Here is a 24,257-nt window from a genome sequence, read left to right on the forward strand (position 1 = left end):
TCTTAATGAGGTAATTTATCTTTAATAAAACCATAAAACCAGGTTCCTGCAATTGCACTTAATAAAGTAACCACAATTACCGTAACTCCTGTGCCAATTTGCGCAAACAAAGGTCCAGGGCAAGCTCCGGTAATGGCCCAACCGAAACCAAATAATAATCCACCATAGATTTGTCCTTTGTTGAACGTTTTAGGCTGAATTTCGATTTTTTCTCCCTGAATAGTTTTGATGTTGAATCTTTTAATGATCTGAACAGATATTACACCAACGACAACTGCACTGCCAATTACGCCATACATAAAGAAGGATTGTAATTGAAACATTTCCTGAATGCGGTACCAGCTGATGATTTCGGCTTTTACGAATACGATTCCAAAAATAATTCCGACTAGCATATATTTTAGGTTTGAGAATCCTGAATCTTTTATCTGACTTCCGTTGATTCCTTCTGTGTCTGTATTTTTATTTTCTAAATGATTCATTTTTGAAATTTTAAAGTGAAAGAATGTGAGGTAAAATCAAATTCGCCATGATAAAACCGCCAATCATAAAACAGATTGTCGCTACTAATGAAGGCCATTGTAAATTTGAAATTCCCATAATGGCATGTCCGCTTGTACAGCCGCCTGCATAACGAGTTCCGAAACCTACTAAAAATCCTCCAACAACGATCATGATAAATCCACGAAGCGTGAATAAACTTTCCCAGGAAAAAAGTTCTTTTGGTAGTAATCCCGAATGATCGGTGATTCCGTAAGTGGCTAATTGCTCAGAAAGTTGTGGCGTGATTGCAACCGGATTTGGATTCGCTAAGAAATAAGCAGCGATAACTCCTCCAAGGAAAATTCCAAAAACGAAAAATAAATTCCAGCTTTCTTTTTTCCAGTCGTATTTAAAAAACGAAATATTTGCCGGAATACAAGCCGCACAAATATGACGAAGCGAAGAACTAATCCCGAAAGATTTGTTTCCGATAAGCAATAAAATAGGAACAGTCAGTCCAATTAACGGACCTGAAACGTACCAAGGCCAAGGTTCTCTCAAGATTTCTAATAAATTCATATAATTTAAAAATTAGATTTTTTTTTCACCATATAAGTGATATAAGTAATTATAAGTTGGAATTTAAATCGCGTTGAACTTATATGAGCTCATATAAGTTTAACCAGTTTAGAGTTAAAACGTACCGTAATTAAATGAACTTATATAACTTATATGGTGAAAAAAATATGTTCAATGTTTATGCTTTCAAAACCTTACTCTGGCAAACAAAATCTGATTTTGGAATTTCTGTTTTTGCTATGGCTCCAAAACCACCGTCAATTTCGGTAAAGTTTCTAAAACCGCGCGCTTGTAAAATTGACGCTGCAATCATACTTCTGTAGCCACCTGCACAATGCAAATAAAAATGCTCATTCGGATTAATGTCTTTTACCCAGTCATTTATATAAGCTAAAGGTTTGCTGTAAGCGTCTTCAATATGTTCTGCTTCGTATTCCGTTTCTTTACGAATATCGATTACTTTGTCTTCTTCTATTTTAAATTCAGAAGCAAATTGCTCTGCTGAAATTCGGTTAACCGTATCCACTTCAAAACCTGCTTTTTCCCACGCTTCAAAACCACCGTCCAGATGTCCTATAATTGCGTCAAAACCTACACGGCTTAAACGTGTTACGGTTTCTTCTTCAAGGCCGGCTTCGGTTACTAAAATAATAGGTTGTTTTACATTGGCAATCAAAGTCCCAACCCACGGCGCAAAATCGCCATTGATTCCGATATTGATCGATTGCGGAATAAATCCTTTATGGAAATCGGCACTTTTTCTGGTGTCTAAAATTAAAGCTCCGGTTTCTTCGGCTACAGCCTCAAATTCTTTTACATCTATTGCTTTCATTCCGTTATGCAAAACCGATTCAAAGCTTTCGTAACCTTGTTTGTTCATGGCCACATTCATACTAAAATAAGCTGGCGGAGGTAATAATCCGTCAGTAACTTCTTCGATAAATTCGGCTTCGGTCATGTTGGCGCGCAAAGCATAATTCGTTGCTTTTTGATTCCCAATTGTCGAAACCGTTTCTTTACTCATATTTTTCCCGCAGGCACTTCCCGCACCATGCGCAGGATAAACGATAACGTCATCAGCCAAAGTCATGATTTTATCTCTTAATGAATGAAATAAAATTCCCGCCAATTGGTCCTGTGTCATTCCGGCTGCTTTTTGTGCCAGATCGGGACGGCCAACATCGCCAATAAATAAGGTGTCTCCAGAGAAAATAGCGTGATCTTTTCCGTTTTCGTCGATCAGTAAATAAGTCGTGCTTTCCATGGTGTGACCAGGCGTATGCAAAGCTTTTATGGTGATTTTCCCGATTTTAAATTCTTGTCCGTCTTCGGCAGAAATGCAGTCGAATTCGCAAGCAGCATTTGGCCCGTAAACAATGGGTGCCTGAGTTTCTTTGCTTAAATCGACATGTCCGGAAACAAAATCAGCGTGGAAATGTGTTTCGAAAATGTATTTCAGTTTCACCTCATCGCGTTCTAAACGATCCAGATAAGGCTGAATTTCACGAAGCGGATCAATAATCGCAGCTTCGCCATTTGAGGTTATATAGTAAGCACCTTGTGCTAAACATCCGGTGTAAATTTGTTCTATTTTCATGATATGTATTCTAAAAGAAGGGAATACAAAGGTAACCTACTTTTTGCTTAAAATAGGTGACTAATGTTACACAAATTTGATTTTTGTGTAAAAAAAGACAAGGTGTTTTTACCATATAAAGCCCATAGGAAATTTAAAAATACACATTTAAAAATTAATAATAGTTTTAAAATTGACGGTTTGCGTAATCTGCATTATGATAAAATGAACTTACATTACTTATATGGTGGAAGAAAAAAATCTACGTAATTTTACAACTAACGAAATTATTGATATGAAAACAGAAGATTTATTAAATCAAATCGCTTTTATAAAAGAGATTGATAAATTGAAATATATCCAGCGAAAAACAAAATTATTTAATAGTGATCGACACGAAAATGATGCAGAACACAGCTGGCATTTGGCTTTGATGGCGATTGTTTTGGCGGAACATTCAAACGAACCAATTGATATTCTAAAAGTAGTAAAAATGGTTCTGATACATGATATTGTCGAAATCGATGCCGGAGATGTCTTTATATACGATACACAAAAAAGTCATGATAATACTGATGAAGAGCGATTGGCGGCGAATCGTATTTTCGGGTTATTGCCTACAAAGCAAGCTGATGAAATGATCGCTATTTGGGAAGAGTTTGAAGCCGGTGAAACCAACGAAGCCAAGTTTGCAAAATCGATGGACAGACTAGAACCTTTATTGCAAAACACTTCTAATAACGGAGGAACCTGGAAAGAATTTGATGTACGTTATAAAAAAGTATATGAAAAAAAGAGCGTTATAAAAGAAGGTTCAAAAACGATATGGAGTTATGCCGAAGGATTAATAAATGAAAGTGTTGCAAAAGGAATTTTGAAAGATGAATAATTAATTTTACCCTATAATTGTATAAGTTCATTTTAGGTTTTGCGAATTTTATATTTATATTAAATGTATTAAATGAATTTTTTTATTGCAGTATGTTTAACCTTTTCAGATTAAGCTAAGGTTATATTTTCTTATCTAACTTATATGGTTTAAAAAAGAAAAAACTTCTTTTAAAGGCAGGGAATTCAGGTTTTAATGGGTAAATTTGAGGAGACTTCATAAATAAATTACCGCCATGGAAGAAATGCTTTTTTATGACCGAATGCAATTCGCCTTCACCATTACTTTTCACTATCTTTTTCCGCAACTTACAATGGGTCTTTCGCTGATCATTGTTTATTTTAAATGGAAATATCTTAAAACTAAAGACGATCAATACAATCACGCCACTCATTTCTGGATGAAAATTTTCGCTTTGAATTTTGCGATGGGTGTTGTAACGGGAATTCCAATGGAGTTTCAGTTTGGAACCAATTGGGCAAAATTCTCTGAATTAACCGGAGGAATTATTGGCCAAACACTCGCAATGGAAGGGATGTTCTCTTTCTTCTTAGAATCCTCATTTCTGGGTATCTTTTTGTTTGGAGAAAAAATAATTGGACATAAATGGCATTTTGTAACCGGCTTATTAATTATGATTGGTTCCTGGGCAAGTGGATACCTTATTATAGCCACACATTCTTGGATGCAAAATCCTGTAGGTTATGAAATTCTCGAAAACGGAAAATTTGTGTTGACGAATTTTAAAGCCTTATTCCTGAATCCGTGGTTATGGCCTTCGTATTTACACAATCAGGCAGCATCTTTGGTTACAAGTTCATTTGTTGTGGCCGGAATTGGAGCTTTTTATATTTTGAGTAAAAAGAATGTTGCTTTCGGAAAAATGTTCGTGAAAACAGGCGTAATCTTCGGATTGATTTCTAGTGTTATTGTAGCGGTTCCAACGGGAGATTTACTGGCTAAAAATGTCGTAAAATACCAACCTGTAACTTTTGCAGCAATGGAGGGAATTTTTCATACCGAAAAGAAAGGTTCTGAAATTGTTTTAATTGGGCAACCCGATGTAAAAGATAAAAAACTGGATAATAAAATTGCCGTTCCTAATATCCTGAGTTTCCTTACTTACGGAAGCTGGCATCAGGAAATAAAAGGTCTGGATCAGTTTGAAGAAGATCTTCACCCAACCAATATTTCCGGTTTATATTATGCTTATCATATTATGGTAGGACTCGGAACCATATTTATAGGTTTGATGGCTTTTGCACTTTTTCAGTTAATTAGAAAGAAATTATTCGAAACCAAATGGGTTTTGTGGTCGCTGATGTTTATGATGCCATTTCCGTATATTGCCAATACCACAGGCTGGTACACGGCCGAATTAGGAAGACAACCCTGGTTGGTTTATAATTTGTTGCGAACTTCTGCGGGAGCGTCACCAACGGTTTCGTCCGGAAATACCTTATTTACTTTGTTAGGTTTTATAGGATTGTATCTTTTACTTGGAATGTTGTTTTTGCTTTTGATTGGAAAAATCATCAATAAAGGACCACATAATGTTGAACTGAATTCAGAAAAAATATAATTATGGAATTTTTTTGGTACGTTGTTTTAATGGGAATTCTGGCCGTTTATATTGTATTAGACGGTTACGATTTTGGAGCAGGAATTATTCATTTATTTTTTGCGAAAGAAGAAAAAGATAAAAAAGCAATTACAAGCGCTATTGGTCCGTTTTGGGATGCGAACGAAGTTTGGATTATTGCTGCGGGAGGTGTTTTGTTTTTTGCTTTCCCCACTTTATATGCGTCATCTTTCAGCGGATTTTATTTGCCGTTGATTATGATTTTATGGTTGTTGATTTTCCGTGCGATTGGTCTTGAAATGCGCGGGCAAGTGCATCATCCTATGTGGGAAGCGATTTGGGATAAAGCTTTTGGGATCGCCAGTTTGCTTTTGGCTTTATTCTTCGGGATTGCTTTGGGGAATATTGTTCGTGGTGTAAACTTAGGAATGGTAACCAACGGTGTTTCGACTCAGGAAGCACATTTTTTCTTTTTGCCTTTATGGAATCCAACTTTTAGTCCGCAGGCGAATGAGTTGGGAATTATTGATTGGTTCACACTTTTTCTGGGAATTGTGAGTGTTGTTGCGCTGACAATTCATGGTGCGAACTGGATTATTTATAAAACGAATTCGGCATTGAATCCAAAACTGAAAAATGTAGTTTTTAAACTAAATATTGTTTTATTGGTTTTAGTTTGTATTTCGCTGCAAATCTGGCATTTTATTGAGCCAAAACCGTTTCATAATTTCGTCGAGAATCCAATTCTTTGGTTTTTTCCGTTAATGACTTTTGTTGGCATTTTAGGTTTGTTTAAAGTTCGTTCCTGGCAAAAAGACGGAATGGGATTTTTGTTTTCGACTTTGTTTCTGGTTGGAGGATTTGCTTCAACGGCGGTTTCGATTTTTCCGAATGTTTTGCCTTCAACTAATAATGTCAATCCGTCATTGACTATTTATAATACTGCTGCCGGAGAATATGGATTAAACGCCGGATTGAGCTGGTTTTTTATCGCTTTGTTTCTGGTAATTATTTATTTTATTATCCAGTACAGAGTTTTTAGCGGGAAGATGGATGATGTTGGGTATGGAGAACATTAAGTTTTTGTTTTTTGCTACTAATTACACAAATTAATTATATGAATAGCCGTTGGTTTTAACCAACGGTTTTTTTATGCAGCAGTGTTGGCTTTAGCTAAATTGTTGAGTATATTTGGCTAAATCCAAGGAGGTTAGTTTCTTGTTCAGTGGGCTATAACCCAAGGTTGTCAAATGTCAATAATGATTGATTTTTCTATTGCCGTTGCTTTGTTTATCGCAAGAAGGTACGTATATACTTGCTAGGAACGAAGCGATCTCAATATGTAGTAATTATGTGTTTTTAAATTATTTGATGGCTTTGCGCAGTAAGTTTTTTATTTAGAAGATAAATCTTATTTTTGGTATGCTTAAAAGAGGTTTGAAATTTTAAAAATAATAATAATAGATGAAGGTTAAAATTGCAATAGGTGTTGTAGTATTTTTTTTAATTGTATTTTATTCTTTAACGGAAATAAATTTTTTAGCTTACGAAAGTCCAAAAAAATATGATGAAATAGATAAAATTACGTTTAATGATTTTAAGGGTTTAGAGTTTTTTCAAAATTCATTATATGGAAATAAACATTTTGCCTATATAAAAACATCAATTAATTATCAAATAGAAGAGGATTCAGTAAAAGTAGAATCATTTTTCCATCCTTCCAGTTCATATGTTTATAACAAGGATCTTTTTAGTAAGGAATTATTAACTCATGAGTTATATCATTTTAAGATAACAGAACTATTTTCCAGAATGATAAAGAAAAAAATTTTCGAATCGAAAAACAGAGATAATATTCAAATTGAAAACTTGATTAATGAGTTAAAAATCAAAGAAAGACAATTTCAATTTAAGTATGATGATGATACTTTTCATAGCTATGTTTTTAGTGAACAAAGAAAGTATCAAAATGATATAGATAGTTTGTTAAATTTACACAGTAATTTTAAAAATCCCAAAGTTTATATAAATGAAAAATAATACAATTTTACTTTTTGCTTTTCTCTTGTTATGTTTAGTTAGTTGTAAAGAAGAGAATAAATTTCCCCTTGAAAAAAAATATTGGGATGTTACAGATTATGATAACGTAATTAGAGAGGTTAAATACGGAACTAAACCAGATGAAAAATTACCAACATTTGATAATCCGGAAACTAAGCTTTTACTTGAGAAATTAACAGATCAGGAGAATTTTAAAGTTGTATTAGATGATAAAGAGTTAGGGCTTAAACACAGAAATGAAATAGCGCAACAATTTTTTGATAAATGGAAAGATATGACTACCATTTATAATGCAATTGACAGGACAGATAAATATATTTATGAAAAAGAATATCTTGAGGTTTTTAATTTTGGATTAGGCTTACAATTAAGATATTTCAAACTTGGAAATGATGAAATTATTGAAAAGGCAGATGATCCAAACTCATTATCAGTACTAAATACGATAAATAGGAATACACAAACTCTTGTTAATAATATGATTATTTATTTGGATGAAATAAATAATGAAAAATCATATAGTGATCTAGGGTTGAATTTGATTGCTAATGGAATAGATAAGAATTTTACTGAATTAATTAATATTTATCCTAATTTTAATTACGATGATCTACTAGAAAAAGTTAATCTTATGTTGAAGAAAACAAAGTCTGAAAATATAAAACAATCATTGACAAAATTAAAACAACTTATTGAATCAAAAAAATCTACGAAAGTTGAACATTCTGAATTGTAGAATTTGATGCTTTAGTTTTTTATTTAATTGCTTCGTTCATTCAATTTTGCGTGTGTTCTTGAAAGTACTGAAGCAATCTTCTTCTGGGATATTGGTTTTATTGATCGTACAATTTTTTTTAACTAAAATTTCTATTTCACACAAGTTTGCGTTAGGGATAGGAGCGATATCCTTTTTCTTGCTTCTTTAGCAAGAAAAAGATATAGCGGATAGCCCGTTCGCCGCGGCGAAAACGCCCAAAACATTAACACCTTTTTATTTGTTGAAAATACCAGCTTAAACGTTTTAAATACTGGATGATCTTGTTTTATATAAACTGGACTATAAGTGAGTTTGCTCTTTGCTATACTTTCGCTTTTTTAATCAAAATATCTAAACAATGAATTACCAAATCAAAAAAGCAAGTATTGAAGACCTTGACGAAGCAGCGGAACTTTTTAACCTGTATCGTGTTTTTTACCGTCAGGAATCTGATGTCGAAAAAGGAAAAGCATTTCTGAAAGAGCGATTATTAAACAATGAGTCGGATATTTTTTTAGCAATGGTGGGCGAAAAAGCGGTTGGCTTTGTGCAGCTTTACAAATTATTTCATTATACCAAATTGCAAAAACAATGGCTGTTAAGTGATCTTTTTGTACATCCTGATTATAGAGGCAAAGGATTTTCGGTAGCCTTAATTGACCGAAGTAAACAATGGTGTGAGGAAACAAATGCCTGCGGTTTGATGCTGGAAACTGAAAAGACAAATGATATAGGCAATACATTATATCCGCGTTGTGGATTTGAATATGACGGACTGCATAATTATTACCATTGGTGGAAATAAATAATAAAAAATGGGGAAGCAGTAATTGTTTCCCCATTTTGGTTTTCATCTTTGTCGAAGTTCAAAACTTTGACGAAGATTACACTACAAGTAAACTAAATCTGTGAGAAACAAAAAAACTTAAAACAAAACCTCTTTGGTAATAATATAAAATCCCATTACGAGTACAAACCATCCAAAAAGAGGCTTGAGTTTCGTTCCGTCAATTTTTTTCGAAAGCTGACTTCCGATAATCATTCCGAAAAGTGCCATGGCAGAAACGCCTAATAAAAACGGATAATTTATGGGTGTGCCAATGTATAAATCGCCTCCAAAACCTATGGTTGAATTGATGGTAATAATCAGTAATGATGTTCCAACGGCTTGTTTCATAGGTAAATTGGCAAAAAAGAGCAGGGCAGGAATGATTAGAAATCCGCCTCCGGCACCCAGAAATCCGGTAATGATTCCGACTACGAAACCTATTATGCTTAATTGTATGTAATTGGTTTCGGTTGTTTTTATTTTAGGTTTGTTTTTTCTAATCATGGAGATTGCTGCTGTGATCATCAAAACTGAAAAAATAATCATAATTAGAAAATCTTTTGAAACGGAATAGGAAGCGATAGAAAATAGGGTAGAAGCAATCTGCGGAAAAATAACTTCACGAATAATCAGAATCGAAATCACAGAAGGAATCGCAAAGTACAATGCCGATTTGAGTTTAAGATTTCCCATTTTATAATGGCTATAACTCCCAAACATGGCAGTCAATCCCACAATAAACAAAGAATAAGAGGTAGCCTGCTCCGGATTTACTTTAAACAAATACACTAAAATAGGAATGGTCAGGATCGATCCGCCTCCGCCAATTAAGCCCAGCGAAATCCCGATAATAATCGAAGCAAAATAACCTAAATATTCCATTGCATTTGTTTTATGCAAAGGTGCTTGGATAAAAAGAAATCTACAGTAACATTTATCACATAAAAAAAATAAACACAAATTTCACGAATTTGCACAAATTGATTTGTCAGTTAGAGCGAATTCCATAACGCGCAAAGCATTTCGACTTCGCTCAATGTGACAACTGTTGTCTTTAAATATTAATTTTACCATTAAGATATTAAGAAAGTTAAGTTAGCTTCTTTATCTCTTAATAACTAAAAAGGGAATTAAGCATTAATCTTAATTTTTCTTAATACCTTAAATGGTTAAAATAAAAAAAAACTTAGTGTTAATTCGTGAAATTCGTGTTTAAAAGCTCAATTTGGCTGCGATTAAGTTTGACCAAACCTCTTTGTTCCATTTTTTTGAGTAATCTTGAAATGACTTCACGTGAAGTATTCAATTCGGTTGCGATTTCCTGATGCGACAAATTAACTTCAGAACATCCGCAGGCATCAGAATGTCTTTTGAGGTAAAATTCCAAACGTTCATCCATAGAGCGAAAAGCAATGTTGTCTACTACTTCAAGAACTTCCTCAAAACGGCTTCTGTAGGTTTCGATAACAAATTCGTACCAGGTTCTGTGTTCCATCATCCATTTGTCCATCATTTGCAGCGGAATCATCATGACCGTAACATCTTCGACTACTTTGGCCATAATCTGGCTTTTTTCGCTTTTGGCGGTGCAAATCATAGAAATCGCGCAGGCTTGTCCGGGTTGTAAATAATACATTAAAAACTCACCGCCATCTTCGCCTTCACGATAGATTTTGATTTTTCCTTTGGTGATCAAAACGGTGTTTTTTATGTATTGTCCGGTTCGCATTAAAATGGTTCCGGTTTCAAAATCTTGCAGGCTTCCGTTCTCTTCTATGGTTGAAATGAGTTCGTTGGAGAAATTAGGAAAAATATTTTTAAGTGAGTTTTGCATATGTTAATTGTGGTAATAATAGCCCACGGATTTTACGGTTTGAACTGTTTTTCACAGATATAATTTTAAAAAAATCAAGGATTGAATTTTTAAACACATAGAAACATAGCTTTTAGTTACTCAAAAAAAGGCGTTTCACTTGCATTAATGCACATAGCTATGTGTAAATAATGTGTTATTTATTTTGCTCTAAACTTAACAAAATATACCTATGTTTCTATGTGTTTAAATTTTATTTTTTGCGACGAATTTCACGAATTAGCACGAATTAATTAATGAGAATTAGTGCAATTCTTAGCAAACAATTTTAATCATTCTAATCATTTTAATCTGTGGCAAAAAAATATTGGTGGCCAACTTTTTTTATCAAATTAAGATTTAAACCTTTAATTTTATACAAAGATAGCAGATTGAAATCGTATTAATTGTCAGAAAACTGTTTTTAAGATGCATTTTATGAAAATGCAAAAATCCTATTTTCTATCGATTTTATAGAGTGTAATTTTAAAAATAGTAAGTAAATTTGTATTTCACTGATTATAATACTTTCTCTAAAACGTTTTCTGAGAATAATAATCGAAATCGCATTGAGCACGTTTTTAATTAATAGAAACGTCGTAATTTTACAAAAAACAGATACTATGAATTTATCACAAGAAGATTGGGTTAATCAGCTTGCTGCTGACGAGAATGCAGTTATACTGGACGTAAGAACTGAAGACGAATTTAATGACGGTTATATTGAGAAAGCCGTAAACATTGACATCAATAAAGGACAAGGTTTTATTTACGAAATCGAAGAACTTGATAAAAATAAAAATTATTATGTGTATTGCCGTTCTGGAGCCAGAAGTGCTAAAGCATGTCAGATTATGAATGAGCTAGGTATAGATAATGCCTACAACTTGCTTGGCGGAATACTGGATTGGGAAGGCGAAACCGTAAATCCATAAAAATAAATGAAGAGGCGCAAAAAAGCCTCTTTTTTCTTTTAATAAACTATTAATAACCAAACAAAAATTACCAGATTATGAGTTTGATACCGGAAGAATACCAGATTAAAAACCTTATAAATCAAGATACTTATCTTGTAAATGGCGAATTAAAACAATGGACAGGACAAACTACTCCTGTGTTTTCAACGATTTCATCTACAGAACAATATACTCCAACATTATTAGGATCTATTCCGTTTATGGCCGAAAAAGAAGCTGCAGAAGTAGTTGAAGCTGCCAACGCGGCATATAACAAAGGTCAGGGATTATGGCCAACCATGAAAGTAGTTGACCGTATAAAATGTATGGAAAATTTTGTGAAGCAAATGAAGGAAACCCGCGAAGAAGTGGTTAAACTTTTGATGTGGGAAATTGGAAAAAACCTTGGCGATTCGCAAAAAGAATTTGACAGAACAGTTGAATATATTTACGATACTATTGCCAGCTATAAAGAATTAAACGGACGTAGTTCGCATTTTGAAAAAGTACAAGGTGTAAATGCTATGATTCGCCGCGGACCTCTTGGAGTTGTATTGTGTCTTGGACCATACAATTATCCTCTTAATGAAACTTTTTCATTGTTGATCCCAGCTCTAATTATGGGAAATACAGTGATCTTCAAACCTGCTAAACATGGTGTTTTATGCATTTCTCCGTTATTGGAAGCTTTTAGAAGCAGTTTTCCAAAAGGGGTAATTAATATTGTTTATGGAAGAGGCCGTGAAGTTGCTTCTCCGATCATGAAATCAGGAAAAATTGATGTTTTGGCATTAATTGGAAATAGTAAGTCGGCAATTGCTTTGCAGGACCAACATCCAAATAAAAACAGATTGCGTTTGATTTTAGGTTTAGAAGCTAAAAATCCGGCGATTATTTTACCGGATGCCGATTTGGATTTGGCGATTCAGGAATGTATTGCAGGAACTTTATCTTTTAACGGACAACGTTGTACGGCTTTAAAAGTGCTATATGTTCATGAATCTGTTAGGGAAGAATTCAACAAGCGTTTTTCTGAAAAAGTAGATGCGTTGACTTTTGGAAATCCTTGGGAAAAAGGAGTTTCTCTAACACCGCTTCCTGAAACTGAAAAACCTAATTATATTCAGGGGTTAATTGATGATGCCACAAGTAAAGGCGCAAAAATATTAAATGAAAAAGGTGGAAAACATACCGAGAATTATATTTTCCCTGCAGTTTTATATCCTGTAAATAAAGATATGCGTGTGTATCACGAAGAACAATTTGGACCAGTAGTGCCTATTATTTCTTTTAAAAATATCGATGAACCACTGGAAGATATGGCCGAATCAAATTATGGTCAACAAGTAAGTTTGTTTGGGAAAGATATAAAAACCTTAGCACCGCTTATTGACTCGTTAGTAAATTTGGTTTGTAGAGTAAACCTCAACAGTTCTTGCCAGAGAGGTCCGGATGCATTCCCGTTTGCAGGTCGTAAAGATTCTGCTGTAGGAACATTGAGTATTCCGGATGCTTTACGTTCATTCTCAATCCGTACGTTTGTTGCTTCAAAAGATATCGATTATAATAATGAAATTTTGCAGGAATTGCTAAATAGCAAAGAATCGAATTTTATTAATACCGATTATATTTTGTAGTAATCAAGGTTATATATTAATTGTAAATACCGTCTTTTTCTTTTTTAGAATTAGACGGTTTTTCTTTTGTAGTGGTTTTAGATTACTGTTTTTGTGTAAAATAAAAAACTATAGTTTTAAATTTGTGTAACATTAAGTTAAAAACATCAACTAATATTTTAATCAATTTATCATCAAAATCTTAAAATCATTTATGAAAAAACAATCAATCATACTGCTCCTTACAGTCTTTGCTTTTTTAACCCAAAACAGCTTTGCCCAAGAACTTTATATGCCAAGAAATATAAAAGAGGCTTACAAAAAAGGTACGCGTTCTATAGACGGAAAACCTGGAAAAAACTATTGGCAAAATCATGGAAAATATACCATGGATATTTCGGTAGATCCTAAAACAAGACTTGTCAGCGGAACAGAAACTATCGTTTACGAAAATAATAGCAATGATACTTTAAGGAATTTAGTTGTTCGATTTGTAAATAATCTGCATAAACCATCTTCACCGCGAAGCGGAACTGTAAGTGATGATTTTTTGAGTGATGGATTGACCATTACTTCTTTAAAAATTGAAAGTGAAATCTATAAGGAAGATGCACGAAGCTGGGGTACGGTTGGGAATGTAAAAATGAAAAAAGGTATTCCTCCTCATTCTAAAGCTACAATTAATATCGATTGGAATTATCCTTTGTCTAAAGAAAGCGGAAGGGAAGGACAGATCGATGAAACTACTTTTTTTGTAGCTTATAGTTATCCTCGTGTTAGTGTTTTTGATGATTACAACGGTTGGGACAGATTGCCACATACAGATCGTCAGGAATTTTATAATGATTTTAATGACTATGTATTTTCTGTAAAAGCACCTAAAAATTATGTGGTGTATGCAACGGGAGATTTCTTAAATCCTGACGAAGTTTTGCAACCCGAGTTTGCAGCGCGTTTGAAAAAATCATATGTAACAGATGAAATTTTACATATTGCAAATGAGACTGAACTAAAAAGCAGATTAGTAACGAAACAAAATGAATGGAATGTATGGAAATTCGAAGCGCAGAATATCTCAGATGTTTGTTTTGGGTTAAGTGATCACTATTTATGGGATGCCAGCAGTGTTGTGGTGGATAAAAAAACAAATCGCCGCGCGAGTGTGCAGGCAGCCTATGATATAAAAGGAACCGATTTTGTAAATTCGGTAAAAAACAATCAATATGCTTTAGACTTCTTTTCGAACAATTGGCCGGGAGTACCGTATCCATTTTCTAAAATGACTGCTTTTCAGGGTTTTGCAGATATGGAATATCCTATGATGTGTAACGACTCGCAAATGGGAGATCCTGTTTTTGCACAACTGGTTCAGGATCATGAAGTGGCACATACTTATTTTCCGTTTTATATGGGAATCAACGAAACACGTTATGCTTTTATGGATGAAGGATGGGCAACAACTTTTGAATACTTAATTGGAATTGCAGAACACGGAAAAGAAGCCGCTGATAAATTTTATAAAGAATTTAGAGTTCAGAATTATATCAAAGATGAATCTACAGAAGAAGATCAGCCTATCATTTCGATGTCTACACAGGTTTCAGGTTCCGGATACGGAAATAATTCCTATGGTAAAGCATCACTTTCTTATTTGGCTTTAAAAGATTTGCTTGGCGATGATCTGTTCAAAAAATCCCTTCATGCTTATATGGATAACTGGAATGGTAAACATCCTATTCCGTGGGATTATTTTAATTCTATGAATACAGCTTCAGGACAAAATCTGAATTGGTTTTTCAATAACTGGTTTTTTACGAATAATTACATAGATCTTTCAATAAAAAATGTCGCTAAGAATGTAGTTTCAGTAGAAAATGTTGGTGGTTTTGCAGTTCCTTTTGATGTAAATGTTGTTTATGCAGATAATTCGACAGAAACTTTACACCAGACTCCTGAGATCTGGAAAGCCAATCAAAAAAGAACTGCTATTGCATTAAAAAACAAAAAACAAATCAAGCAAGTAACTTTAGACGGAGGCATTTTTATGGATGCCACGCCATCAAATAATACTTTGATTATAAAATAATACATAACCATGTCGGGAGAAAAGGATTTAGAAAAATTGCTTAAAAGTATGAAACCTGAACACGTTTCAGGAGATTATGTTTTTTGTAAAGTGGAGAAATTTGAAAATCTGGATTTGAATAACGTTGTAATGTTATTCAAGGAAAAAGAAGCTATTACATTAATTCTAAAAAAAGAAATAGCCGATCAATTACAATTTGATTATTCGGGTGTGATGTCCTGGATAACGCTAACAGTCCATTCTTCACTTGAGGCCGTTGGTCTTACAGCAGCGTTTTCGAAAGCACTTTCTGAGAAAAATATTAGTTGTAATGTCGTTGCTGCCTATTATCACGATCATATTTTTGTTAATCAAAAAGATGTGAACAAAGCAATGGAAATTTTGTATTCATTTTCGGTTTAACGTATTATTAATTAGGTTTTAATACATATTAAAAGAGAGTATCTAACAATTTAGATGCTCTCTTTTTTATTTAATGAAGGGAAGTTTTTGGTAAAAAAATCATGAAATGCTATAAAAGTTTTAGAATTAAAAAACTAGGTTTGCAAAAAAATACAAAACCTACTACAAAAATGAAAAAACTTTTACTTTTAATTGTTTTATTTATTGTTTCTAAAACAGTCGCTCAAAACGATCCGAAAACAGCATTTCAAAAAAGTCGATACGAATTAGCACTATCGTACTATAAAAAAGCTGATTTTAAAAAAGCCTTAGATCTATTTCATCTCGCTTCCAGAATTAAACCTGAAACCGAAATTGGTAAAGAATCCATTCAAAAAGTAGATACTTTGAAAACTGTTTTGAGAGACTCGATTTTGACTCAGGCATTGGGAACCTGGAAAATGAATGGAAATAAACCGGTTTGGGCATTTAACCAAAACGAAAGTCCTGCTGAAAAAGATGCTGAGGAATTTATTGCTATTCTGCCAAATGAAATTTTATTTTATGAGAAGAATAAAAAGACACAGGAAAAGAAATTAATCAAAACAGAACCTTTGGTTTATTATAATCAACATAAGTCAGATGCCTTGTTTTCGGATGTGATTTTATCAGATGGTACAATATGGAATTGTTCTATTAATGAAAAATCAGATGAACTTCGTGTAATAAATGTTGGTAAAACTGGCGATAATGGTATAGAAAAAATAGAAAACAATAATATAGAACGCTTTTATATTAAAGTAAAATAACAAGAAAGGGAATCTAAAATAATCAGATTCCCTTTTTTTATGTTTAATTTTTTTTATAAAAACTTAAAACCAAGCGAAATATTAGAAACTGCAGTTTTTACATTTCTGCCAGACGGATCAAGGTCTGAAACTCCGGCAAGATATCTGTAATCTAACGTCAGTTTCCATAAATCGACACCAGCTCCTCCAAGAATGCTGCTGTTGTTTTTTTCAAAAGCAATATAATTCAAGCTATTATTGGCTTTAATATCAGAGTAACTCTTCCAGTTATATCCGGCAAAAATGCGAACATTTCCTAATTTTCCTAAAGGAACAACTTTAAAACCAATCAGTAAGGTAGCATCAGTTCCTGATAATTTATACTCAGTTTCTCCAATTCCGGTTTGCGAAAGACTAAATTCTGATTTAGCATAACCAAATTCTGCCTGTCCATAAAAAAGCAATAAATTTACCCTGGCAAATCCTGCAATGCCAAATCCTGTTCCGGAGCTTTTTGAACTAAAGTCATCCGTAAGCGGAGAAGTAATATTATAAGAAAACTGAGGTCCAACTTGTATCAATTGTGCAAAACCATTTATACTAATACATAGTAATACTGCTAAAATGAATTTTTTCATAACTGGATTTATTATTTTTAGATACTATAAAAATAAATATTATTAATTGAAAAAGAACGATTTGTATTATTTATTTGTTGTATGTTTTTGATAATCAATAAAATGAAAATTTTTGGTTTTAGAGAATATGATTTTTAAATCCTCTAAATTTGTATACCCGAAGAAATAATGTTTTATGGAAATCAAACCAATTAAAGCGTCGCAAACCTGGCAAATCAGGCACGAAGTAATGTGGCCGGATCAGCCTTTAGAATTTGTACAATTAGAAGAAGATAATTTAGGATTGCATTTTGGTGTTTTCGATCAGAAAAAATTGATTTCGATAGTTTCCTGCTTTGTTGTCGATGAGGAAATGCAATTTAGAAAACTGGCTACTTTAAAAGAATTTCAGGGCAAAGGAAGTGCTTCTCAACTGCTGCATTATATTTTGAAGCTTGCAAAAGAAAACAACTTAAAAAAAGTTTGGTGTAATGCAAGAACCAATAAAAAATCTTTTTACGAGAAATTCGGAATGAAAGATACTCTTAAAACTTTTATTAAAGCAAATCAGGAATTTACAATAATGGAAATTATTTTATAGAAACTATAATCGTAATAATGGAGTTAAAACGACCAATATTAAACAATTACATTTTTATCGTCTTTAATGTGTGTTATTTTTCTTTCATATTTAGTTTATTTTTATAAGCAATTTTAAGATAATTAGCCATAAAAAAATAGCGATTTAATAGATTTCATAAATAAAAAATCAATGAAAACGTTTTCGCTTTTATTAAATGTTAAAGCTTATAAAAAAATCTTTTTTTGTTTCGATACTTTGCTTACTTTCGCAGCCAAATGAGAAAGTTAATAGTATTTTTAGTATTCATGAATTTGCTTCTGCTTGGCGGAGGGCAATATCTTAATGCGGGTACTCCTAAAAACTTTCATCACCATACCCTTGAGAAAAAGCACCGAGTGAAATTCACGAATCAGGATCAGGGCAGTTCAATCATTGAAGATGCCGATGTAGATCTTGAAGAGGAATATCTTGGAAGTGATGATCTTAAAGATGGGCTTACAAACAAGTTTTTTCCAACAAATTACAGTTTACTTGACAATTGGTACTTATCCTTTTCAAGCCAGACTATTGTAAATGATTACAATCGTTTTAAAATCTTCGTGCCATTCTGTGGCCAGTCAAATCCTATTTACATTACCCAACAGGTTTTAAGAATTTGATTCAACAGTATACATCGGTTACCTAAGTTGTGATCCGTAATATTTTGTTGAAGTATATTTTTTTCTACCTCATCTTATATGAAAGTTAAGTTATAACTAAGGCTGCCTGATGCATTTTTTCATCTAAAGGAATCACTGTATTCCAAGCATTCAATCGCTTAATTTCCATTAAAATCATGAAAAGAATTATCTTGTTCACAGGCTTATTTGCCCTTGTGTGCCTTACTAGTTGTACAACTAAAAAAGAAGAAAAAGAAGAAGCAGAAAAATTCACCGTAACTAATCCGGTTAGAATTGATACTTCGTTTACAAAGGAGTATGTTTCGCAAATTAAATCTGTTCGAAATATCGAGCTTCGTGCCCAGGAAAAAGGGTTTTTACAAAACATTTATGTTGATGAAGGACAGTTTGTGAAAAAAGGACAACTGTTGTTTAAAATTATGCCCAATATGTATCAGGCTGAATTGCTTAAAGCACAGGCTGAACAAAAATCAGTAGAAATTGAATTGCAAAATTCAAAATTACTGGCCGATAAAAATATCGTTTCTAAAAACGAATTAAGTGTAGCTCAGGCAAAACTGCAATCTGCAAAAGCCGAAGTTGCATTGGCAAAATTGCATTTATCATTTACCGAAATCAGAGCTCCGTTTGACGGAACTATTGACCGTATACCTTTAAAATTAGGAAGTCTTATCGACGAAGGCGAATTATTGACAAGCCTTTCAGACAACAGTCAGATGTTTGCCTATTTCAACGTATCAGAACCTGAATATCTACAGTATCAAACTGACGTAAAAGACCGTGCTGACAATAAAGTTAGCCTTGTTTTAGCGAATGGAGATATTTTTAAAGAAAAAGGAAATGTTGAAGTTATAGAAAGTGAATTTAATAATGAAACCGGAAATATTGCTTTTAGAGCGAGATTCCCTAATTCAGCAAAATTACTTCGAAATGGTGAAACCGGACAAGTTCAAATGATGGTTCCTCTTAAAAACGCCATTGTAATTCCGCAGAAAGCGACTTACGAAATTCAGGATAAAAAATATGTTTTTGTTGTGGATAAAAACAATAAAGTAAGTTCAAGAGAAATTACAATTACAGGCGAAATACCTGATTTATATGTGATTAAAACCGGACTTACTGAGAACGACAAGATTTTACTTGAAGGAGTTCAAAAAGTAAAAGAAAACGATAAAATTAAATTCGAATACCAAGCTCCTCAAACGGTTATCAATCATTTGCGCGTAAAAGCAGAATAGGTTTAATCATTAAAAAAATATAAAAATGTTTAATAAATTTATTCAAAGACCTGTACTGTCGATAGTAATATCGCTTATAATTGTCTTTTTAGGAATATTGTCGGTGTTGAATTTACCTATCACCCAGTTTCCTTCCATCTCGCCACCGATGGTAAACGTTACAGCAGATTACCCTGGATCGAATGGAGAGTTAATGATCAAATCAGTAGTTATTCCGTTAGAAAGAGCCCTAAATGGAGTTCCCGGAATGAAATACATGACTTCTGATGCAGGAAATGATGGTGAAGCAAGTATTCAGGTTGTATTTAATTTGGGTACAGATCCTAATCAGGCTGCAATTAATGTTCAAAACCGTGTAGCTTCTGTAACCAATAAACTACCGCCATTGGTAGTTCGGGAAGGTGTAAAAATTACTCGTGAAGTTCCGAGTATGTTAATGTACGTGAATCTTTATAGTACGGATAAGAACACCGACATGAAGTTCTTGTATAACTACGCTGATATCAACGTATTATCTGAACTAAAAAGGGTAAACGGTATTGGATCAGGAGATATCTTGGGAACACGTGAATATGCCATGCGTATTTGGTTAAAACCAGATCGTATGTTAGCTTATAAAATTTCTGCAGATGAGATCATGGAGGCTTTATCAAGTCAGAGTTTAGAAGCTTCTCCTGGTAAAACAGGAGAAAGTTCCGGTAAGCGTTCTCAGGCATTTGAATATGTATTAAAATATTCAGGACGTTTTACAACCAAAGAACAATACGAGAATATTGTGGTAAAATCAAACGCTAACGGGGAACTTTTACGTTTGAAAGATGTTGCCAAAGTAGAATTTGGAAGCTCGATGTATGATATTTATTCGAACTTAAACGGAAGACCATCGGCAGCGATTGTATTAAAACAGTCTTTTGGAAGTAACGCGAATCAGGTTATTGAAGATGTAAAGGCAAAACTCGAAAAAATAAAACAAAAATTCCCAAAAGGAATGGATTATGAAATCTCTTATGACGTTTCTAAATTCCTTGATGCTTCTATCGAAAAAGTAATTCACACTTTGATTGAGGCGTTTATTCTGGTAGGTTTGGTTGTATTTCTTTTCTTAGGCGATTGGCGTTCTACAATTATCCCGGCTATTGCAGTACCGGTTTCCCTGATAGGAACCTTTATTTTCATGACTTTCTTTGATATTTCATTGAACTTAATTACCCTATTTGCTTTGGTGTTAGCAATTGGAGTCGTCGTCGATGATGCTATTGTAGTTATCGAAGCCGTTCACGCCAAGATGGAAGAAGAACATCTTTCTCCGCTTAAAGCGACCAAAAAAGCGATGCACGAAATTGCAGGAGCTATTGTTGCGATTACATTCTTAATGGCTGCAGTATTTATTCCGGTTGCGTTTATGTCAGGTCCTGTTGGAGTTTTCTACAGACAGTTCTCGATCACGATGGCAACAGCAATTATACTTTCTGGTATTGTAGCTTTGACTTTGACACCGGCACTTTGTGCGATGATGTTAAAAAATAATCATGCGACACCTAAAAAGAGAACTCCTATAAATAGATTTATAGATGGTTTTAACAACAAGTTTAATCTTGCACAAGGAAAATACCAAAATGTACTAGGTAAAATTGTAAACAGAAGAGCCGTTACTATTATTGCCCTTTTAGTTTTTTGTGCCGGAACATGGTTAATTAGCAGTACAGTTCCTTCAGGGTTTATTCCAAATGAGGATCAGGGAATGTTTTATGCTATTATACAAACGCCTCCGGGTTCATCATTAGAAAGAACCAATAATATTGCTGAGAAATTACAAAAAATAGCCGAAACGGTAGACGGAGTAAAATCGGTTTCTTCATTGGCGGGTTATGAAATTTTGACAGAGGGAACGGGATCTAATGCCGGAACATGTTTGATCAACTTAAAAGACTGGAGCGATCGTAAACAATCTGTACAGGAAGTTATGACCGAACTAGAAGAAAAATCAAAAGATATTCCAGGAGCAAACATCGAATTTTTCCAGCCGCCAGCAGTACCCGGATATGGAGCAGCAGGAGGATTTGAGCTTCGTTTACTGGACAAAACAGGTTCTGGTGATTTCAAAAAAATGGAAGCTGTTAACAAAGAGTTTGTAGAAGAACTGAACAAACGTCCGGAATTATCGAATGTGTTTAGTTTCTTTAGTGCGAGTTTCCCTCAATATATGATGAAAGTCGACAATGATCTGGCACAGCAAAAAGGTGTTTCTATCGAAAATGCCATGAATACTTTGTCAACTCTTGTAGGTAGTAACTATGAAATTAGTTTTATTAAATACGGAATTAATTATAAAGTTATCGTTCAGGCGTCTCCTGAATATCGCGCACAACCGGATGATATTTTAAAACTTTATGTAAAAAATAATCGTGATGAAATGGTTCCTTTTTCGGCCTTTATGAAATTAGAAAAAGTGTACGGTCTTTCAGAAATTACGAGACATAACATGTACAATTCTACTGAAATTAGTGGTGGACCCGCTGTTGGATATAGTTCAGGTACCGCTATTAAAGTGATTCAGGAAGTTGCAGAGAAAAAATTACCAAGAGGGTATGATATTGACTGGGCAGGTATTTCTGCAGATGAGGTGGCTCAGGGTAATCAGGCCATTTGGGTATTCATGATTTGTTTAGGATTCGTATACCTTGTGTTAGCGGCTCAATATGAGAGTTTTATTTTACCATTATCTGTAATTCTTTCTTTACCGGCAGGTATTTTTGGAGCTTTCTTATTGCTGAAATTAACAGGATTAGAAAACAACATTTATGCTCAGGTAGCAATGGTAATGCTTATTGGTTTACTAGGTAAAAATGCCGTACTGATTGTAGAGTTTGCGATACAGCGACATGCAGCAGGAAGATCAGTGCTTGAAGCCGCAATGGAGGGAGCGAAAGCGAGGTTCCGTCCTATTTTGATGACTTCATTTGCTTTTATTGCGGGATTATTGCCACTTGCTTTTGCTAGTGGTCCGGGTAAAATTGGTAACAGAACCATTGGTACTGCAGCTGCTGGAGGTATGCTTATAGGTACTATTTGTGGGGTATTTGTAATTCCGGGCTTGTATTTCATTTTTGCTAAAATTGCAGAAAAGCATAAACTGGTAAAAAATGAAGAAGAAAATCCATTAACAGAAGAAATTGATGATAACCATGTATAAATTCAAATCATATCAATATGGTATTGCGTTAGGTATATGTCTTACGGTTGCAGGGTGTAAAGCCCCTGCGCCTGAGGCAGCACCTACAACCAGTACACCAGTTCCTGAATCGTTTGGTACAACAACCCAAACTCAGGACGCAAACAATAATACCTCAGCTTTAGTCTGGAAAGATTACTTTAAAGATCAAAATCTGGTTGATTTAATTGATGTTGCCCTGAAAAACAATCAGGAATTAAATATCACTTTACAGGAAATTGAAATTGCTAAAAATGATATTCGTGTAAAAAAAGGACTTTTATTACCCACTGTTGGTGTTCGCGCCGGAGCTGGAGTAGAAAAAGTAGGTAGATATACCAGTCAGGGTGCGGGTGATGCTACTACCGAAATTAAACCGGGAGTAGAAACTCCTGATCCATTGGGAGATTTTACTATTTCGGCTTACGCCAATTGGGAAGTGGATATCTGGAAAAAATTGCGCAATTCTAAAAAAGCGGCATTAAACAGATATTTGGCTACAGTTGAAGGTAAAAACTTTGTGATTACCAACCTTATTGCTGAAGTTGCCGATTCTTATTACGAATTATTGGCCTTGGATACGCAGTTGGATATTGTAAAACAAACAATCAAATTGCAGACTAATGCTTTAGAAATTGTAAAAATCCAAAAGCAGGCTGCAAGAGCAACAGAATTAGGAGTTAAGAAATTTGAAGCAGAGGTTTTGACTTCGCAAAGTTTGGAGTTTGGAATTTTGCAGCAAATCAAAGAAACAGAGAATAAAATCAACTTTTTGTTGGGTAGATATCCACAGGAAATCAAGAGAACAAATACTAACAACTTTTTAAGTTTATTGCCGGCTGCTGTAAGTTCAGGAATTCCGTCTCAGTTATTGGCGAATCGTCCTGATGTAAAACAAGCTGAATTAGAATTGGTAGCTTCAAAATTAGATGTAAAAGTAGCCCGTGCTGAGTTTTATCCTTCATTGGATATTTCTGCAGCTGTAGGAGTTCAGGCTTTTAAACCATCTTATTTGTTTACGTTTCCGGAATCTATTTTATACTCGTTAGCGGGAGATCTTGCTGCACCGTTAATCAACAGAAATGCGATCAAAGCAGAATTTGCAAGCGCCAATGCAAGACAGCTTCAGGCATTGTACAATTACGATCGTACGGTTTTAAATGCTTATTTAGAAGTTTCGAACCAACTTTCTAAAATCGAAAATCTTCAAAAAGGTTATGATCTTAAATCGAAACAAGTAGACGCTTTAAATACTTCTATTGATGTGTCAAACGATTTGTTTAAATCAGCGAGAGTTGATTATTTCGAAGTATTGATGACGCAGCGTGATGCATTAGAAGCGAAATTAGAATTGGTAGATACTAAAAAAGAACAACTAAATGCTGCTGTCCATGTTTATAGAGACTTAGGCGGCGGATGGAAATAATATTGCCTGTTAATTTGTAGAAGAAAAAGCCTTTCAAGAGTAAAATTTTGAAAGGCTTTTTTGTAAT

Annotated in this window: 22 protein-coding genes; 16 read left to right on the forward strand and 6 right to left on the reverse strand. The window is 34.0% G+C overall.

The window, feature by feature from the left end:
* Nucleotides 1–2 precede the first annotated feature (2 nt).
* The 3 genes from FLP_RS20820 to FLP_RS20830 all read right to left on the reverse strand — a co-directional run bounded on the left by FLP_RS20820 (nucleotide 3) and on the right by FLP_RS20830 (nucleotide 2,659).
* Complete coding sequence (locus FLP_RS20820) at nucleotides 3–482, reverse strand: DUF6691 family protein (RefSeq protein WP_065451430.1); 480 nt, start codon at nucleotides 480–482, stop codon at nucleotides 3–5.
* Between the two features lie 10 nt (nucleotides 483–492).
* Nucleotides 493–1,062, reverse strand: a complete 570-nt coding sequence (locus FLP_RS20825; protein ID WP_065451431.1) for a YeeE/YedE family protein — start codon at nucleotides 1,060–1,062, stop codon at nucleotides 493–495.
* Between the two features lie 178 nt (nucleotides 1,063–1,240).
* Nucleotides 1,241–2,659: an MBL fold metallo-hydrolase gene (locus FLP_RS20830; protein WP_065451432.1), complete on the reverse strand. Its 1,419-nt coding sequence runs from the start codon at nucleotides 2,657–2,659 to the stop codon at nucleotides 1,241–1,243.
* Between the two features lie 274 nt (nucleotides 2,660–2,933).
* On the opposite strand from FLP_RS20830, the gene FLP_RS20840 reads away from it, so the two are divergent.
* The 6 genes from FLP_RS20840 to FLP_RS20865 all read left to right on the forward strand — a co-directional run bounded on the left by FLP_RS20840 (nucleotide 2,934) and on the right by FLP_RS20865 (nucleotide 8,732).
* A complete protein-coding gene (locus FLP_RS20840) occupies nucleotides 2,934–3,527 on the forward strand; it encodes an HD domain-containing protein (protein WP_065451493.1) in 594 nt (197 codons plus the stop codon).
* 235 nt (nucleotides 3,528–3,762) lie between these two features.
* Nucleotides 3,763–5,109: a cytochrome ubiquinol oxidase subunit I gene (locus FLP_RS20845; RefSeq protein ID WP_065451434.1), complete on the forward strand. Its 1,347-nt coding sequence runs from the start codon at nucleotides 3,763–3,765 to the stop codon at nucleotides 5,107–5,109.
* A gap of 2 nt (nucleotides 5,110–5,111) precedes the next feature.
* The gene (cydB, locus tag FLP_RS20850) at nucleotides 5,112–6,188 is read left to right on the forward strand and encodes a cytochrome d ubiquinol oxidase subunit II (RefSeq protein WP_065451435.1); all 1,077 of its coding nucleotides are present in this window, start codon (nucleotides 5,112–5,114) and stop codon (nucleotides 6,186–6,188) included.
* Nucleotides 6,189–6,573: 385 nt separating this feature from the next.
* The gene (locus FLP_RS20855; RefSeq protein ID WP_065451436.1) at nucleotides 6,574–7,149 is read left to right on the forward strand and encodes a hypothetical protein; all 576 of its coding nucleotides are present in this window, start codon (nucleotides 6,574–6,576) and stop codon (nucleotides 7,147–7,149) included.
* Nucleotides 7,139–7,906, forward strand: a complete 768-nt coding sequence (locus tag FLP_RS20860; protein ID WP_065451437.1) for a hypothetical protein — start codon at nucleotides 7,139–7,141, stop codon at nucleotides 7,904–7,906. Before FLP_RS20855 ends, FLP_RS20860 begins: the two co-directional genes overlap by 11 nt.
* A 379-nt stretch (nucleotides 7,907–8,285) precedes the next feature.
* Entirely contained in the window at nucleotides 8,286–8,732 is a 447-nt protein-coding gene (locus tag FLP_RS20865; RefSeq protein WP_065451438.1) for a GNAT family N-acetyltransferase, read from the forward strand.
* 120 nt (nucleotides 8,733–8,852) lie between these two features.
* Here the strand turns inward: FLP_RS20865 and FLP_RS20870 are convergent, their stop codons facing one another.
* On the reverse strand, nucleotides 8,853–9,638 hold the full coding sequence (locus tag FLP_RS20870; RefSeq protein ID WP_065451439.1) for a sulfite exporter TauE/SafE family protein: 786 nt from the start codon (nucleotides 9,636–9,638) through the stop codon (nucleotides 8,853–8,855).
* A gap of 310 nt (nucleotides 9,639–9,948) precedes the next feature.
* Nucleotides 9,949–10,590: a Crp/Fnr family transcriptional regulator gene (locus tag FLP_RS20875; RefSeq protein WP_065451440.1), complete on the reverse strand. Its 642-nt coding sequence runs from the start codon at nucleotides 10,588–10,590 to the stop codon at nucleotides 9,949–9,951.
* Nucleotides 10,591–11,231: 641 nt separating this feature from the next.
* On the opposite strand from FLP_RS20875, the gene FLP_RS20880 reads away from it, so the two are divergent.
* From FLP_RS20880 to FLP_RS20900, 5 genes are all read left to right on the forward strand, one after another.
* A complete protein-coding gene (locus tag FLP_RS20880; protein WP_065451441.1) occupies nucleotides 11,232–11,543 on the forward strand; it encodes a rhodanese-like domain-containing protein in 312 nt (103 codons plus the stop codon).
* A gap of 77 nt (nucleotides 11,544–11,620) precedes the next feature.
* Nucleotides 11,621–13,201 carry an NADP-dependent glyceraldehyde-3-phosphate dehydrogenase gene (locus FLP_RS20885; RefSeq protein WP_065451442.1) on the forward strand — a complete coding sequence of 527 codons (1,581 nt, stop codon included), beginning with the start codon at nucleotides 11,621–11,623 and terminating at the stop codon, nucleotides 13,199–13,201.
* 193 nt (nucleotides 13,202–13,394) lie between these two features.
* Nucleotides 13,395–15,266, forward strand: coding sequence for a M1 family metallopeptidase (locus tag FLP_RS20890; protein ID WP_065451443.1), 1,872 nt, complete (start codon nucleotides 13,395–13,397; stop codon nucleotides 15,264–15,266).
* A 9-nt stretch (nucleotides 15,267–15,275) separates the two neighbouring features.
* Nucleotides 15,276–15,668 (forward strand): ACT domain-containing protein, encoded by a 393-nt coding sequence (locus FLP_RS20895; protein ID WP_065451444.1) that lies wholly within the window; start codon nucleotides 15,276–15,278, stop codon nucleotides 15,666–15,668.
* A 170-nt stretch (nucleotides 15,669–15,838) separates the two neighbouring features.
* On the forward strand, nucleotides 15,839–16,456 hold the full coding sequence (locus tag FLP_RS20900) for a hypothetical protein (protein ID WP_065451494.1): 618 nt from the start codon (nucleotides 15,839–15,841) through the stop codon (nucleotides 16,454–16,456).
* Between the two features lie 53 nt (nucleotides 16,457–16,509).
* On the opposite strand, the gene FLP_RS20905 is transcribed toward FLP_RS20900, so the two are convergent.
* Nucleotides 16,510–17,073 (reverse strand): porin family protein, encoded by a 564-nt coding sequence (locus FLP_RS20905; RefSeq protein ID WP_065451445.1) that lies wholly within the window; start codon nucleotides 17,071–17,073, stop codon nucleotides 16,510–16,512.
* A 175-nt stretch (nucleotides 17,074–17,248) separates the two neighbouring features.
* On the opposite strand from FLP_RS20905, the gene FLP_RS20910 reads away from it, so the two are divergent.
* The 5 genes from FLP_RS20910 to FLP_RS20930 all read left to right on the forward strand — a co-directional run bounded on the left by FLP_RS20910 (nucleotide 17,249) and on the right by FLP_RS20930 (nucleotide 24,190).
* Nucleotides 17,249–17,653, forward strand: a complete 405-nt coding sequence (locus FLP_RS20910) for a GNAT family N-acetyltransferase (protein ID WP_065451446.1) — start codon at nucleotides 17,249–17,251, stop codon at nucleotides 17,651–17,653.
* A 257-nt stretch (nucleotides 17,654–17,910) separates the two neighbouring features.
* Nucleotides 17,911–18,294, forward strand: coding sequence for a hypothetical protein (locus tag FLP_RS20915; RefSeq protein WP_065451447.1), 384 nt, complete (start codon nucleotides 17,911–17,913; stop codon nucleotides 18,292–18,294).
* Nucleotides 18,295–18,470: 176 nt separating this feature from the next.
* Complete coding sequence (locus FLP_RS20920; protein ID WP_065451448.1) at nucleotides 18,471–19,553, forward strand: efflux RND transporter periplasmic adaptor subunit; 1,083 nt, start codon at nucleotides 18,471–18,473, stop codon at nucleotides 19,551–19,553.
* A gap of 25 nt (nucleotides 19,554–19,578) precedes the next feature.
* Nucleotides 19,579–22,746, forward strand: coding sequence for an efflux RND transporter permease subunit (locus tag FLP_RS20925; protein WP_065451449.1), 3,168 nt, complete (start codon nucleotides 19,579–19,581; stop codon nucleotides 22,744–22,746).
* A complete protein-coding gene (locus FLP_RS20930; RefSeq protein WP_065451450.1) occupies nucleotides 22,739–24,190 on the forward strand; it encodes a TolC family protein in 1,452 nt (483 codons plus the stop codon). The genes FLP_RS20925 and FLP_RS20930 overlap by 8 nt, the downstream gene beginning before the upstream one ends.
* Nucleotides 24,191–24,257 lie beyond the last annotated feature (67 nt).

Origin of the sequence: Flavobacterium piscis (assembly GCF_001686925.1) — a bacterium.
GTDB classification, from domain to species: domain Bacteria; phylum Bacteroidota; class Bacteroidia; order Flavobacteriales; family Flavobacteriaceae; genus Flavobacterium; species Flavobacterium piscis.

Coding starts and splice junctions, on each gene's coding strand:
- FLP_RS20825 (WP_065451431.1), bottom strand. CDS start 1,062: ATGAATTTATTAGAAATCTTGAGAGAACCTTGGCCTTGGTACGTTTCA.
- FLP_RS20855 (WP_065451436.1), top strand. CDS start 6,574: ATGAAGGTTAAAATTGCAATAGGTGTTGTAGTATTTTTTTTAATTGTA.
- FLP_RS20910 (WP_065451446.1), top strand. CDS start 17,249: ATGGAAATCAAACCAATTAAAGCGTCGCAAACCTGGCAAATCAGGCAC.
- FLP_RS20820 (WP_065451430.1), bottom strand. CDS start 482: ATGAATCATTTAGAAAATAAAAATACAGACACAGAAGGAATCAACGGA.
- FLP_RS20905 (WP_065451445.1), bottom strand. CDS start 17,073: ATGAAAAAATTCATTTTAGCAGTATTACTATGTATTAGTATAAATGGT.
- FLP_RS20875 (WP_065451440.1), bottom strand. CDS start 10,590: ATGCAAAACTCACTTAAAAATATTTTTCCTAATTTCTCCAACGAACTC.
- FLP_RS20915 (WP_065451447.1), top strand. CDS start 17,911: ATGAGAAAGTTAATAGTATTTTTAGTATTCATGAATTTGCTTCTGCTT.
- FLP_RS20900 (WP_065451494.1), top strand. CDS start 15,839: ATGAAAAAACTTTTACTTTTAATTGTTTTATTTATTGTTTCTAAAACA.
- FLP_RS20890 (WP_065451443.1), top strand. CDS start 13,395: ATGAAAAAACAATCAATCATACTGCTCCTTACAGTCTTTGCTTTTTTA.
- FLP_RS20830 (WP_065451432.1), bottom strand. CDS start 2,659: ATGAAAATAGAACAAATTTACACCGGATGTTTAGCACAAGGTGCTTAC.
- FLP_RS20895 (WP_065451444.1), top strand. CDS start 15,276: ATGTCGGGAGAAAAGGATTTAGAAAAATTGCTTAAAAGTATGAAACCT.
- FLP_RS20930 (WP_065451450.1), top strand. CDS start 22,739: ATGTATAAATTCAAATCATATCAATATGGTATTGCGTTAGGTATATGT.
- FLP_RS20920 (WP_065451448.1), top strand. CDS start 18,471: ATGAAAAGAATTATCTTGTTCACAGGCTTATTTGCCCTTGTGTGCCTT.
- FLP_RS20870 (WP_065451439.1), bottom strand. CDS start 9,638: ATGGAATATTTAGGTTATTTTGCTTCGATTATTATCGGGATTTCGCTG.
- FLP_RS20880 (WP_065451441.1), top strand. CDS start 11,232: ATGAATTTATCACAAGAAGATTGGGTTAATCAGCTTGCTGCTGACGAG.
- FLP_RS20860 (WP_065451437.1), top strand. CDS start 7,139: ATGAAAAATAATACAATTTTACTTTTTGCTTTTCTCTTGTTATGTTTA.
- FLP_RS20845 (WP_065451434.1), top strand. CDS start 3,763: ATGGAAGAAATGCTTTTTTATGACCGAATGCAATTCGCCTTCACCATT.
- FLP_RS20840 (WP_065451493.1), top strand. CDS start 2,934: ATGAAAACAGAAGATTTATTAAATCAAATCGCTTTTATAAAAGAGATT.
- cydB (WP_065451435.1), top strand. CDS start 5,112: ATGGAATTTTTTTGGTACGTTGTTTTAATGGGAATTCTGGCCGTTTAT.
- FLP_RS20885 (WP_065451442.1), top strand. CDS start 11,621: ATGAGTTTGATACCGGAAGAATACCAGATTAAAAACCTTATAAATCAA.
- FLP_RS20925 (WP_065451449.1), top strand. CDS start 19,579: ATGTTTAATAAATTTATTCAAAGACCTGTACTGTCGATAGTAATATCG.
- FLP_RS20865 (WP_065451438.1), top strand. CDS start 8,286: ATGAATTACCAAATCAAAAAAGCAAGTATTGAAGACCTTGACGAAGCA.